The organism is Micromonospora sp. CPCC 205561 (genome assembly GCF_036906775.1).
Taxonomy (GTDB): Bacteria; Actinomycetota; Actinomycetes; order Mycobacteriales; family Micromonosporaceae; genus Micromonospora.
Window position 1 is genome coordinate 58,209 of record NZ_JBAKHV010000032.1, and the last position, 11,620, is coordinate 69,828.

The 11,620-nt window shown below is 71.9% G+C and carries 9 protein-coding genes; 3 read left to right on the forward strand and 6 right to left on the reverse strand.

The genetic code is table 11. The annotated features are described in order from the left end of the window. Window positions 1-298 precede the first annotated feature (298 nt). On the forward strand, window positions 299-1,777 hold the full coding sequence (locus V6V16_RS17925; protein WP_334563486.1) for a hypothetical protein: 1,479 nt from the start codon (window positions 299-301) through the stop codon (window positions 1,775-1,777). Between the two features lie 236 nt (window positions 1,778-2,013). On the opposite strand, the gene rplI is transcribed toward V6V16_RS17925, so the two are convergent. The 4 genes from rplI to rpsF form a co-directional block, all read right to left on the reverse strand. After that, window positions 2,014-2,460, reverse strand: a complete 447-nt coding sequence (gene rplI / locus V6V16_RS17930; protein WP_334563488.1) for a 50S ribosomal protein L9 — start codon at window positions 2,458-2,460, stop codon at window positions 2,014-2,016. A 14-nt stretch (window positions 2,461-2,474) separates the two neighbouring features. After that, complete coding sequence (gene rpsR, locus V6V16_RS17935; RefSeq protein ID WP_007073789.1) at window positions 2,475-2,714, reverse strand: 30S ribosomal protein S18; 240 nt, start codon at window positions 2,712-2,714, stop codon at window positions 2,475-2,477. A 41-nt stretch (window positions 2,715-2,755) separates the two neighbouring features. Beyond that, window positions 2,756-3,295, reverse strand: coding sequence for a single-stranded DNA-binding protein (locus V6V16_RS17940; protein WP_334563490.1), 540 nt, complete (start codon window positions 3,293-3,295; stop codon window positions 2,756-2,758). Window positions 3,296-3,377: 82 nt separating this feature from the next. Then, window positions 3,378-3,668: a 30S ribosomal protein S6 gene (gene rpsF, locus V6V16_RS17945; RefSeq protein WP_074315517.1), complete on the reverse strand. Its 291-nt coding sequence runs from the start codon at window positions 3,666-3,668 to the stop codon at window positions 3,378-3,380. 679 nt (window positions 3,669-4,347) lie between these two features. Between rpsF and V6V16_RS17950 the strand changes: the two genes are divergently transcribed. Beyond that, window positions 4,348-5,139 (forward strand): deoxyribonuclease IV, encoded by a 792-nt coding sequence (locus V6V16_RS17950; RefSeq protein ID WP_334563495.1) that lies wholly within the window; start codon window positions 4,348-4,350, stop codon window positions 5,137-5,139. Continuing rightward, window positions 5,136-7,451: a hypothetical protein gene (locus V6V16_RS17955; protein ID WP_334563497.1), complete on the forward strand. Its 2,316-nt coding sequence runs from the start codon at window positions 5,136-5,138 to the stop codon at window positions 7,449-7,451. The genes V6V16_RS17950 and V6V16_RS17955 overlap by 4 nt, the downstream gene beginning before the upstream one ends. Before the next feature lie 51 nt (window positions 7,452-7,502). Here the strand turns inward: V6V16_RS17955 and V6V16_RS17960 are convergent, their stop codons facing one another. Together V6V16_RS17960 and V6V16_RS17965 are read right to left on the reverse strand one after the other, a co-directional pair. Then, the gene (locus V6V16_RS17960; protein ID WP_334563498.1) at window positions 7,503-9,008 is read right to left on the reverse strand and encodes a glycosyltransferase family 87 protein; all 1,506 of its coding nucleotides are present in this window, start codon (window positions 9,006-9,008) and stop codon (window positions 7,503-7,505) included. 105 nt (window positions 9,009-9,113) lie between these two features. Then, window positions 9,114-11,620, reverse strand: a 2,507-nt coding sequence (locus tag V6V16_RS17965) for a transglycosylase domain-containing protein (protein ID WP_334563499.1), incomplete at its 5' end; no start/stop codon positions are given.

Genomic DNA, 11,620 nt, shown 5'->3' on the forward strand with positions numbered 1-11,620 from the left:
CGGTCGGGGGCCCACGATACGGAACCCGAGGTCAGCCCCTCAACCGCCCCGGTGGACGAGCCTCGGGACAACCTGTGGACGCAGGCGCGCAAGGTGTGTGCAGTGTGTGCACAGCCTGTGGACAACGGTTGGGGAATTCCTTCATGAATCGCCCTGACCTGCGAAAACGTAATTCACAGCCTGTGGACAGCAAGTTTCCGGTCGGAACCTGGAGTCGAACGTCCCGTACTATCTCCAGCGAACGGCTACACCTGGACAGCGGATTGCGCCATCGGTTGAGAAGGGTCACGCTCCGGCCGTGAGTTACCGGGACTGGGGACGCGGGGAGGACGCTCCGCGCGAGCCGCTGCCGCTCGCCTCCTGGGCGGATCCCGCGGGCCCGGTGCCCGCCGGCCCGTACGAGCACGCCACCGACCGGCATCGCACCCCGAGCCGGCGCCGCGCCGTCGAGCGCGGCCAGCGGGAGCCGGAGGAGACCTACCTGCCGCGCTGGGCGCTGGAGTCGGGAGTCCGCAGGGCCGACGGCGGCCGGCACGCCGCGCCGGACGACGAGCCCGGTTCCGACGCGGACCTGCCGCGTTCCGACGGCGGTTGGCGGGCCACCGAGACCACGAGCAGCTGGCGTCGGGTCAGCGAGACGAGTTGGCGCGAAGCCCCGTCGCCCGCCGTCGAGCCGGACCACACCGGCGAGTGGACCTTCGAGCGTCCCGACGACCGGGGCTACTCCGGGCGTCGGCGGGCCGACGACGACCCCGTCTCGGGCCCCGGGGCGCGGAGCCGCCCGAGGCGTACCCCGTCGCGGCGCCCGCAGGTCGTCTGGTCCGGGCTGGAGGAGGCGGACGCGGCCGGCCCGGGGTGGGAGACCGAGCGGCCCGCCCGCCGGGGCCGGCGGGCGGCGGAGGACCGGGTGCCCGTCGACCCCTGGGACCGCGAGTCGCCTTCCGCGTCGGCCCAGCCGCTCCCGCAGCCTCCGGCGGTGGATCCGTGGGACGCCTCGGGCGTGCACGCCTGGCGTCCGGCCGGCGAGGTCGACCCCTGGGACCACGGCGGTGCCGGCCGCTGGGACCGGCCCGACGAGACGGGCCAGTGGCATCAGCCCGACAGCACCGGCCAGTGGGAGCGCGACGGGTGGGACCGGACGGTGCCGCCGCGCTCCGGCGGGGGGACCGCGACGGCGTGGCCGGTACGGGACGACCGGGACGAGGTTGCCTGGTCGCTCAGCCGGCTGGCGGGCGACGATCCCCGCTGGACGGACCGGCCGGTGTCGCCACCCCGGTCGGCGGTGGCTCCCTACACCGCCCCCCGCCCGCGTCCGGCGCCGCGGCGGCCGGTGGCGGGGCCGGTGGGCTCCGCGCCGGGCGTACGCCGCCGGGGGGAGGCCGCAGGCGCGTGGGGCCGGCGCATCGAGGACGATCTGCTCGATCCCGACCCGGGCGGTCCCGGGCGCCCGCTGCTCCTCACCGTCGCCTGTTACCTGCTGCCGGCGGCCCTGATCTTCGTGTGGTTGTTGACCCTGGACGGCCAGCCGCCGGCGGGCTGCGTCACCGACATCAGCGGCGGCGGCTGCGACTCGCCCCGGGCGCGGGCCGTGGCCTCGCTGGCGTCGGGCCTGCCGCGCTACGGGTTGGCGCTGGCCAGCAGCCTGGTCGTGGCGCTGCTGCTGCACCGGGTGGGTACGACGTGGCGTTCGGCCACCGTCGCGCTGGCCGCTGCCGTGGTCGGTGGCGGCCTCTCGACAGTGATGATCAGCGCGGTGACCGGGCAGCCGATCGGTTGACGGGCCGCCGGTGCGGGGTCGGCGCCCCATCCGAGGGCACCGCGACGGCGTGGGGACCCGGTCGCACGGGCGCAAGCCACCGGCGCGGGCACGGCCACCGGGGGAGGCCGTACCGGCCGGTCGGGTTCGGTGGTCGGCGGCGGCCGGTCGGGTTCGGTGGTCGGCGGCGGCCGGTCGGGACAGCGGAAAGGGCCCGCACCGACCGGTGCGGGCCCTTTCTCGTGGTGCTGGTGGTGTCAGCCCTGAACGACGTTGAGGTCGAACGTGGCGCTCACCTCGGGGTGCAGCTTGATCCGCACCGGGTAGGAGCCGACCGACTTGATGTGACCGGGCAACTCCAGCCGACGACGGTCGAGGGCCGGGCCACCGGCGGTCTTGACCGCGTCGACGATCTCGGCCGGGGTGACCGAGCCGAAGAGCCGGCCACCGTCACCGGCGCGGGCCTTCAGGTTGACCTTGAGGCCCTCGAGCTGGCCCTTGACCTCGTTGGCGTGGCCGAGGTCGCGGATCTCCCGGGCCGAGCGGGCCCGCTTGATGACCGTGACCTGCTTCTCCGCACCCTTGGTCCAGGCGATCGCGAAGCCCTGCGGCAGCAGGTAGTTACGGCCGTAGCCGTTCTTGACCTCGACGATGTCGCCCGGGGCACCGAGGCCGGACACCTCCTGAGTCAGGATGATCTTCATATCGGTGCCCCCTCTCAGCGGGCCGTGGCGGTGTACGGCAGGAGCGCCATCTCACGGGCGTTCTTGACCGCACGGGCGATCTGCCGCTGCTGCTGCGAGGTCACGCCGGTCACCCGCCGAGCGCGGATCTTGCCGCGGTCGGAGATGAACTTGCGCAGCAGCGCGGTGTCCTTGTAATCGATGTAGGTGATCCCGTCCTTGTCTAGCGGGTTCACCTTCTTCTTCGGCTTGCGAAGTGCAGCGGCCTTGGCCATTGCTCGTGCTCCTGGTTTGCGATCGCGGGCGCTCGGCGCCATTAGAACGGAGGCTCCTCGTCGAAGTTGCCGCCGCCCGAACCGGCACGCGCGGGAGAGGGTGCGGCCGAAGCCCACGGGTCGTCGAAGTTGCCTCCGCCGCCCTGGCCACCACTGCCACCGGAACCGGAACCGAAGCCGCCGCCACCGCCGCCGGAGCGGGACATCTTCTGCACCTTCGCCGTGGCGTAGCGCAGCGACGGGCCGATCTCGTCGACCTCGAGCTCGATGACGGTGCGCTTCTCGCCCTCGCGGGTCTCGTAGGACCGCTGACGCAGCCGGCCCGAAACGATCACGCGGGCGCCCCGCTGGAGCGACTCGGCGACGTGCTCGGCGGCCTGACGCCACACCGTGCACGCCAGGAAGAGCGGCTCGCCGTCCTTCCACTCACCAGACGCCTTGTCCATGAACCGGGGCGTCGAAGCGACCCGGAACTTGGCAACGGCGGCACCGGAGGGGGTGAACCGCAACTCGGGGTCATCGGTCAGGTTGCCGATGACCGTGATGGTGGTGTCTCCTGCCATGACCATCTCCTCGCGCACTCATCAATCTCCGCCGTACACGCTCTCAGAGCCGTACGACAGAGCCGATGAGGCTGATCCGGGCGAACCGGGATTTGAATGCTTAGCGCATCTCCGGCCGGATGACCTTGGTGCGCAGCACGGACTCGTTGAGTCGCAGCTGACGGTCCAGCTCGGCCACCGCCGCAGGCGTCGCCTGGAGGTCGACGACGGCGTAGATGCCCTCAGCCTTCTTGTTGATCTCGTACGCGAGGCGCCGGCGGCCCCACACGTCGGTCTTCTCCACCGAGCCGCCCGCGGTCCGGATCACGTTCAGGTACGTGTCGAGCGACGGGGCGACGGTGCGCTCCTCGAGGCTGGGGTCGAGGATCACCATGACTTCGTAATGACGCAAGACGTTCTCACCTCCTGTGGGCTAAGCGGCCACGGTACTTCCGTGGCAGGAGGTCGTGCGTCGTGGCCCGCGCCGGTTCCGGGGGAACCCGGCCGGACGCGGACAACCGGACCAGGATACCCGGTCCGGACGATCATGCCCCGGGAGGTCGACGGCGCGCCCCTTCCGCGGTTCCGGGCCCTTCCAGGCCCCGCGAGCGGGACCGGGCGGAACGGCACGCGACGGGGGCCCGCGTCGACGTCGCTGTCGATGCGGGCCCCCGTACGAGGCCGCGGGGCGTCCCGTCCGCATTCCTTGGGTGGGACCTGGGGAGGAACGACCACACCGATGAGGTTGGACCGAGAACGCCCCGCGGAGCTTTATCGTGTTGTTACCTGACGTTACAACGGCTCTTGTCCCTTGTTGGCGGAATTGGCGGAATTCTCCGACAAATTTCCGGGGCGCCGGGTCGCGTCGTACCGGGGCTGGCCCCGCCGCGCCGGGCCGCGCGGCGGGGACGCCCCCGCTTCTCGACGGCGTGGCATCCCCGGTACGCCGCTCGCGCCCCCGGCGGGGCCGCCAGCGGAACCATGGATCCCACTCGCATCAACGACCACCCGCGCCGTGAGGTGACGCGGGGATCCCGACACCGGCTCGGCCCTCGGCCCGGCCGTCGGCCGTGCGACGTAGGCTCCCCTGCATGCGTATCGGAGCCCACGTCGATTCGACCGACCCGATGGCGGAGGCGACCGCCCGAGGGGCCGAGGCCGTGCAGTTCTTCCTCTCCGACCCGCAGGGGTGGAAGGCACCGAAGCCGCGGGAGGACGCGGACCGGCTGCGCGCCGCGGACGTCGACCTCTACGTGCACGCGCCGTACGTCATCAACGTCGCCACCCTGAACAACCGGATCCGGATCCCCAGCCGCAAGCTGCTGCTCGGGCACGCCCAGGCGGCTGCCGCGATCGGAGCCAAGGGGTTGATCGTGCACGGCGGGCACGTCAACGCCGGTGACGACCTGGCGGTCGGTTTCGACAACTGGCGCAAGACCTTCGCGTACGCCGCGGACTCCGGCGGCTTCGGCCTCCCGGTCCTGATCGAGAACACGGCCGGCGGTGACAACGCGTGCGCCCGGCGGCTCGACGCGCTCGCCCGGCTCTGGGACACCCTGGGCGACCACGAGGTCGGCTTCTGCCTGGACACCTGTCACGCCCACGCCGGCGGCGAGGAGCTGCTCGGGCTGGTCGACCGGGTCAAGGCCATCACCGGGCGGATCGACCTGGTGCACGCCAACAACTCCAAGGGCGCGTTCAACTCGGGCCAGGACCGGCACGACAACCTCGACGGCGGCACGATCGATCCGGAACTCGTGGTGGCGGTGATCCGCGCGGCCGGCGCGCCGGTCATCGTGGAGACCCCCGGCGGGGCCGACGGTCAGGGCGCCGACATCGCCTTCCTGCGCGACCGGTTGGGCGCGGGGAGCTCCGCCGCATGACGACCGACCAGTCCGCTGCCGGCGGCTCCCGCCCCGACCGTCCCGCGGCGCCGCCCGCGCCGACCGGTGGTGGCGCAGCGGCCGGCGCCGCCCCCGGTCCGATCAGGCCGGGCGACCTCCCGGACGCGAGCGCCCCCGCCCGGTCCGCCTCGGCCGGCGGCAGGGCCGTCAGGGCCGAGGCCGCCGCCGGCGACTCCGGAGGCGGGGTCGGCACCGGCGACGCATCCCCGGGGAAATCCTCCGACACGACCGGATCCGCCACGAGGAAGCCCGGCACGACCGAGCGGGCCGAGGCCGCAGGGAAGAACGGCACGGCCGAGCCCAGGACCGACAAGAGCAAGGCCGACGCGGCCAGGAACGACCCCACCAAGGCCGACACGAGCAAGGCCGGCGCCACCAAGGCCGACACGGCCAAGGACGACACCACCAAGGCCGGCACGAGCAAGGCCGGCACGAGCAAGGACGACACGGCCGAGGACGAAACGAGCAAGGGCGGGGCCGGTAAGGAGAAGGATGGGGCCGGGGAGGAAGGGAAGCCGGACCGCTGGGTGGCCTTCGCCTCCGCTCCCGAACCCGTGCCGGGCCGCCTCGGGCGCGCCGCGCGCACGGTCGGCCGCCTGCTGATCCACGAATGGACGCTCGCGACCCTCGCCGCGCTGGTGCTGGCCGTGCTGATGACCTGGCCCACCCTGCGCTACCCGCGGCACACCCTGCCGCAGGACTACTGGGACCCGAGCCTCCAGGCCTGGCAGATGGCCTGGTCGGGGCACATCCTGCTGAACAACCCGGCGCAGCTCTGGCAGGCGAACACGTTCTTCCCGGAGAACTGGAGCTTCGCCTTCTCCGACACCCTGCTCGGGTACGCCCCGGCGGGCATGATCGGTACCGGCCCCGAAGCCGCCGTGCTCCGCTACAACATCATGTTCGTGCTGGCCCACGCGCTCGCCACGCTCGGGGCGTACGCGCTGGCCCGCCAGTTGGGCGCGGGCCGGATCGGCGCCGCGGTGGCCGGGGTGAGCTACACGTACGCGCCCTGGCTGCTGGCCCAGGCCGGGCACCTGCACGTGATCTCCAACGGCGGCATCCCGCTGGCGTTGGCCATGCTGGCCCGGGGACACGGCTGGTCGCTGCGGCACGGATACCGTCCCGAACGCCGGCACGACGGCTGGGTCTACACCGGGTGGCTGGTGGCTGCCTGGCAGCTCAGCCTGGGCTTCGGTATCGGCCTGCCGTTCGCGTACTTCCTCGGCGGGACCGTGCTCGTCGCGGCCGTCATCTGGTTCCTGCGGCGATGGGTGGTCCGGCCGGTCAAGCGTCCGTTCGGCCGCCGGCTGCTGGTCGCGGACCTGATCGGCGGCCTGCTCTTCGCCGGCGTCGGCGGGCTGCTGGCCATCCCGTACTTCAAGGTGGCGCAGGCGCACCCGCAGGCGGAGCGCTCCATCGGCGACATCGCCGTCTTCTCCCCGCCGGCGAGCGGATTCTTCACCGCGCCGGCCGAGTCACGGGTCTGGGGTGCCTTGCACGAGGGCGCGCGGGCGGCGCTGCCCTGGCATCCGGAGATGACCCTGCTGCCCGGCTTCGTGCTCTACGCGCTCGCCGCCGGCGGCCTCTTCTTCTCGGTCTGGAAGCTGCGCCAGCGGCTGCTGCTGCTCGCCGGGGTGGTGGTCACCATGGTGCTCGCCATGGGCACCCGCTTCTTCGACGGCACCTTCACCTACGTGCCGCTCTTCGAGCACCTGCCGGGATGGAACGGCATCCGCACACCGGGCCGGCTGATGCTCTGGGCCACGCTGCTGCTCGGGCTGCTCGCGGCGGGCGCGGTCAGCGCGTTCGCCACCCGGGTCCGGGAGATCTACGCCGAGCGGATCCCCTCCTGGCCGAGCCCGTGGCTGCGGCTGGCCACCCTGCTGCCGATCCTGCTGGTGATCGGCGAGGGGCTGAACGCCACGCCGCACCCGATCGTGCCGACCCAGCCGGCCGCCATGCGCGCCGTGGACGGGCCCCTGCTGGTGCTGCCGAGCAACCAGAGCCTCGACCAGCCGGTGATGCTCTGGTCCACCAGCCGTTTCCAGGACGTGGTCAACGGTGGCAGCGGTTTCACGCCGAGCCAGCTCGACGACGTACGCCGGGTGACGCTCGCCTTCCCCGACCAGGCCAGCGTCGACTACCTGCGCGTGCTCGGGGTGCGCAACGTGCTGCTGATGCGCGACCAGGTCATCGGCACGCCGTGGGAGATCACGATCGACGCGCCGGTCGACGGGCTCGGCATCACCCGCGAGGAGATCGGCGACGTGGTCGTCTACCGGCTCTGACCGCGTACCGCCGGCCGTTCCCGGTGGTCCGGGACGGCCGGCGGGACCACGTCAGGCGGGCACGGGCGTCGGCTCGGCGGGTGCGGCGGGGCGGCGTCGCCAACGGTCGAGCCAGGGTGCGTCCGGTGCGCCGTCGAGCAGCCCGCCGTCGGGGTCGTCGGCGTAGCTGCGGCGCACCGCGTCGAGTTCCGGCCGCAGGATCTCCCGCACGACCAGCACGCAGAGCACCACCACGGTGCCCAGGCGCAGCGTCGAGGCCAGCACGAAGACGCCTTCCGGGAAGACCGGCTTGCTGGTCGCCGCGCCGAGCAGCTCCCCGTAGAACGCCACGAAGTAGCAGACCTCGGCGAGCTGCCAGGCCAGGAAGGCGCCCCACCTGGGGCGGGCGAGCACCACCAGCGGCAGCAGCCAGAGCACGAACTGCTGCGACCACACCTTGCTGAAGATCAGGAAGGCGGCGACCACCAGGAACGCGAGCTGGGCCAGCCGCGGGCGACGCGGTGCCAGCAGCCCCAGCGCGGCCACCCCGAGGCAGGCCAGCCCGAAGAGGGCGTACGACAGGGTGTTCAGCGTCGGGATGTTCACGTTCAGCCACTCGAACGGCCCGAGGTCGGCGGGGTTGGCGTTGCCGACCTTCCCGTCCAGGTAGCGCCCGATGTACCAGAGGGTGCCCCAGTCGATCGGGCGGGTCGAGTTCAGCTCGAAGAAGCGGTCCCAGTTCTCCCGGTAGGGGATGGCGACCGGCAGGTTCACGGCGACCAGGGAGACCAGGGCGGCCCCGAAGGCGGTGAGGGCGGCGCGCAGTCGCCCGGCGCGGAGCGCGAGCACCAGGATCGGGCCGAGGATGAACAGCGGCCACATCTTGGCCGCCCCGGCGAGGCCGAGCAGGACACCGGCCGCCAGCGGGCGGCTGCGGGCCCAGGCGAAGAGGCCGAACGCGGCGAGGCCGATGGCGAGCAGGTCCCAGTTGACCGTGGCGGTGAGCATCAGCGCGGGGGCGAGGGCGAAGAGCGCGGCGTCCCAGGGCCGGCGGCGGCGCAGGGCGAGGAGGACCGCCACCGTGGCGACCGCCAGCGCGCCGAGCACCAGTGCGTTGAGGTTGTAGAACCACATGCCCTGGTTGAGCCCCGGGTCGTTCTGGCCCAGGCCGTGCACGGGCAGGCCGAGCGCGCCCATGAAGTAGCCGGTGAGCACCGGGTACTCGACGGGGTGGTCCTGGTAGGGGACCGCGCCCTCGTTGAGCCGCTCGGCGTAGTAGAGCGCCAGCACGTCGGTGTAGCAGAACCGGGTGTACTGGACGTTGTTCTGCCAGGCGCCGTCCTGGCAGGGCGACTTCTGCACCCAGTGCAACGCCAGGGTCAGGCAGACCATGGCCAGGACGATGCGGGTCGCCGTCCAGAACCGGCTCTCCCGCCCGACCGGTCGGTCCAGCGCCACGGCGTGGTCGCCGAGCGGGCCGCCGATCAGGCCGGACACTCCGCGGACGAACCCGTCCGAGCGGGACGGATGGTCAGGGGCACCGGCTTCGTCGATGCCTCGCGTCGACTGCGTGCTCATGAACGTGCATCCTGCCGTACATCGGTGCTCCGCGTCCCCCTACCGGCCACGCGAAACGCCGCCGGCGGCCGGAAGGTGCTCCGGCCGCCGGCGGCGTTCGTCGGGTCAGTCGTCGTCAGGTCTGGGGCTGACGTTCGGCAGCAGGCCGCCGCCGCCGTTCCCACCGGGTCGCGGGTCGGTCGGGTTGGTGGGCCCGCCCGGATTGCCACCGCCCGGGTTGCCACCGCCCGGATTGCCACCGCCGGGGTTGCCGCCACCCGGGTTACCGCCGCCCGGCGGGCAGAACAGTTCGAGCGGCCCGCAGGTCGGGTTGGTCGGCGGGGGCGGCGGCGGAGGTGCCTCGCCGTTGCCGGTGTTCGGGTCGCCGACGTTCGCGGCTGGCGGGAAGTCCTCCTTGTCCTTGCCCTTGTGCGCCTCGTCCATGAACCGCTCCCAGATGTCACCGGGGAGGTTCGAGCCGCCGATCTTGGTTCCGTCCTTCATCTTGATCGGCTTGCGCGCCTGGAGGTTGCCGACCCAGACGGCCGTGGCGATCTGCGGGGTGTAGCCGATCATCCAGGCGTCGCCGTTGTCGTCGCTGCCCGACTTGAGCTCCCAGGTGCCGGTCTTGGAGGCCGCCTTGCGGCCGTCGTCGAGCCGGTGGTTGACCCGCGCCGGGTACTGCTCAAGCACCGAGGTCACGTCGGCCACGACGTCCTTGTCGATCCGCTGCTCCCCCTTGAGCCGTCCCTCGTCGGCGATCTTCTTCCACTTGCCGGTCACCTCGTCCCGCTTCTCCACGGAGTAGAGGAAGTGGGCCTTGTTGTAGCGGCCCTGGTTGGCGAAGGTGGCGACGCCGTTGGCGTGGTCCAGCACGGTGATCGGGTACTGGCCGTAGCCGACGACGTGGAAGAACGGGCTGGGGGCGATGTCCTTCGGCTCCGTCTTGGTCAGGTCGTAGCCCTTGGGCGGGTTGGTGTCCGAGCGCCACATCATGCTGACGCCGGCCTTGGCCGCCATGTCGATGACCTTGTCCGGGCCGATCTGCTGGGTGACGTGGTAGAACGGCACGTTCAGCGACTTCAGGGTGGAGACCGTCAGGGTGCAGGAGTTGCCGCACTCCGGGTTGTCGACGCCCGCGTTGCTGACCTTGAACTTGGTGCCCTCCGGCGTGAACGCCCGGCCCTTCCAGCGCGACTCGAGGGCCTTGCCCTCCTTGAGCGCCGCCGCGAGCGTGTAGATCTTGAAACTCGAGCCCGGCGGGTGGCCGCCCGTGACGTTGCCGGCGGAGTCGGTGTTCTTGCCGGCGTAGTCGGTGCCGGTGCCGTTGTCGCCGCCGTAGTAGGCGAGCACGCGACCGGTCTTCGGTTCGATCGCCACCACCGCCGCCATCAGGTTCGTCGGCTGGTCGGCCAGCTCCGAGCCCTTCCTGCTGCGCTGGGCGGTGTCGACCGCCGCCTTCTGGACCTTCGTGTCGATCGTGGTGCGGATCCGGTAGCCGCCCGACATCAGCGCCTGCGAACAGAGCGGCTTGTCGTCGGTGACCTGATCCTCCTTGTCGACGCAGAGGCCCTTGTCCCGCATCTCCTGCTTGACGTAGTTGATCACGTTGCCGTACGGGGTGTTGACGCCGAAGTCGATGCCGGCACCGGCCTGGTTCGGCTTCTTCAGGGTCTTGGTCGGGTACTCCGTCGGCGCCGCCGGCTTGCCCGGGGCGTCCAGCCAGCCCTCGGCCTTCATCCCGCTGATCACGTATTCCCAGCGGGACTTGGCGTCGGCGGGGTTCACCGCCGGGTCGTAGCCCTTGTGGCCCGCGCCGGCCTCCGGCTGCTTGATCAGCGAGGCCAGGACCGCGCCCTCGGCGACGCTGAGACTCTTCGCCGGCTTGCCGAAGTACGTCTGCGCCGCGGCCTCGATGCCGTGCGCGCCCCGTCCGAAGTAGATGATGTTCAGGTAGTGCTGCATGATCTGCGGCTTGGTGTACTCGTCGTTCAGCTTGGAGGCGAAGATCGCCTCCTTGACCTTCCGGGCGTAGGTGTCGTCCTTCAGGTTGTCGAACGCGTTGCGGGCGTACTGCTGGGTGATCGTCGAGGCGCCCTGCTTGTCGCCGCCGGAGACGTTGTTCCAGGCGGCCCGGACGATGCCCTTGTAGTCCACGCCGGAGTGCTGGTAGAAGTTCCGGTCCTCGGCCGCGGCGACCGCGTCCTGCACGTGCGTCGGGATCTGGTCGATGGTGACCAGGGTCCGGTTCTGGGTGCCGACCTTCGCGATGACCGTCTTGTTGTCGAACGCGTAGAAGGTGGTCGCCTGCGGGGGCGTGGTGTCCTCCGGCAGGACGACGTTTGTCGAGTAGTAGGTGAAGCCGACCACGCCGAGCCCGGCGAGCATGATGAAGACCGCGAAGCTCGCGATCAGCATGTTCACCCGCTTGCGCTTCTTCGCCCGCGCCGCCGCTGCCGGGTCGCCCGCGCCACGACCGCCGCGACCGCCACGCCCGGGACCGTTCGGCCCACCGGGCCCGCCCGGGCCGGCCGACGCCGGGGAGACGCTCGCCCGCGCCGACGCGCGTCCGGCCACGCCGCCGACGGACGCCGACCCGACGCTGGCCCGGCCCGCCGAAGTCGGAGGCCAAG

What these genes read in the sequence shown, in the direction of transcription:
- V6V16_RS17960 (WP_334563498.1), bottom strand. Translation starts at nt 9,008, where the DNA reads ATGAGCACGCAGTCGACGCGAGGCATCGACGAAGCCGGTGCCCCTGAC.
- V6V16_RS17955 (WP_334563497.1), top strand. Translation starts at nt 5,136, where the DNA reads ATGACGACCGACCAGTCCGCTGCCGGCGGCTCCCGCCCCGACCGTCCC.
- V6V16_RS17950 (WP_334563495.1), top strand. Translation starts at nt 4,348, where the DNA reads ATGCGTATCGGAGCCCACGTCGATTCGACCGACCCGATGGCGGAGGCG.
- rplI (WP_334563488.1), bottom strand. Translation starts at nt 2,460, where the DNA reads ATGAAGATCATCCTGACTCAGGAGGTGTCCGGCCTCGGTGCCCCGGGC.
- rpsR (WP_007073789.1), bottom strand. Translation starts at nt 2,714, where the DNA reads ATGGCCAAGGCCGCTGCACTTCGCAAGCCGAAGAAGAAGGTGAACCCG.